This is a genomic window from Aphanothece microscopica RSMan92, from assembly GCF_046613545.2.
Classification (GTDB): domain Bacteria; phylum Cyanobacteriota; class Cyanobacteriia; order PCC-6307; family Cyanobiaceae; genus NIES-981.
Genome location: NZ_JBKKKY020000625.1, coordinates 1 through 407, shown reverse-complemented (window position 1 = coordinate 407; position 407 = coordinate 1). Strand labels below are relative to the sequence as shown.

Annotated in this window: 1 protein-coding gene; it reads left to right on the top strand. The window is 70.0% G+C overall.

All coding sequences use genetic code 11. The features are described from left to right. Window positions 1-27: 27 nt before the first annotated feature. On the top strand, window positions 28-407 hold a 380-nt coding region (locus ACLD7X_RS19365), incomplete at its 3' end, for a GNAT family N-acetyltransferase (protein ID WP_411425305.1).

The following is a 407-nucleotide window of genomic DNA, read 5'->3' as shown; positions in this document are numbered from 1 at the left end:
GCAGGGGCGAGCCGCTGGGCCGGGAGGTTGCGCGCCCGCGTCGCGGCAAGCGAGGCCGACCGCGCCGCCACGCTTGCCCTGCGGCATCTGTGCTTCATCGAGGCGGCGGGACGAACCGGCCGCCCCGACAGGCTCGAGACGGACAGTTTCGACGACCTCTGCCGCCATGTCCTGATCGAGGAGGCTGCCACAGGGCGTCTGGTCTGCTCCTATCGGGTGCTCGCGCTCGGTTCGGGGGCGGAAATGGAACGGAGCTATTCCGCGCAGTATTATGATCTTGCGCCGATGGCGAGCTATCCGCTGCCCATGATCGAGGTGGGGCGGTTCTGCATGCGGCCCGGCCTGCGCGATGCCGATGCGCTACGGCTGGCCTGGGGAACGCTGGTGCGGATGGTGGACGGGGCGGG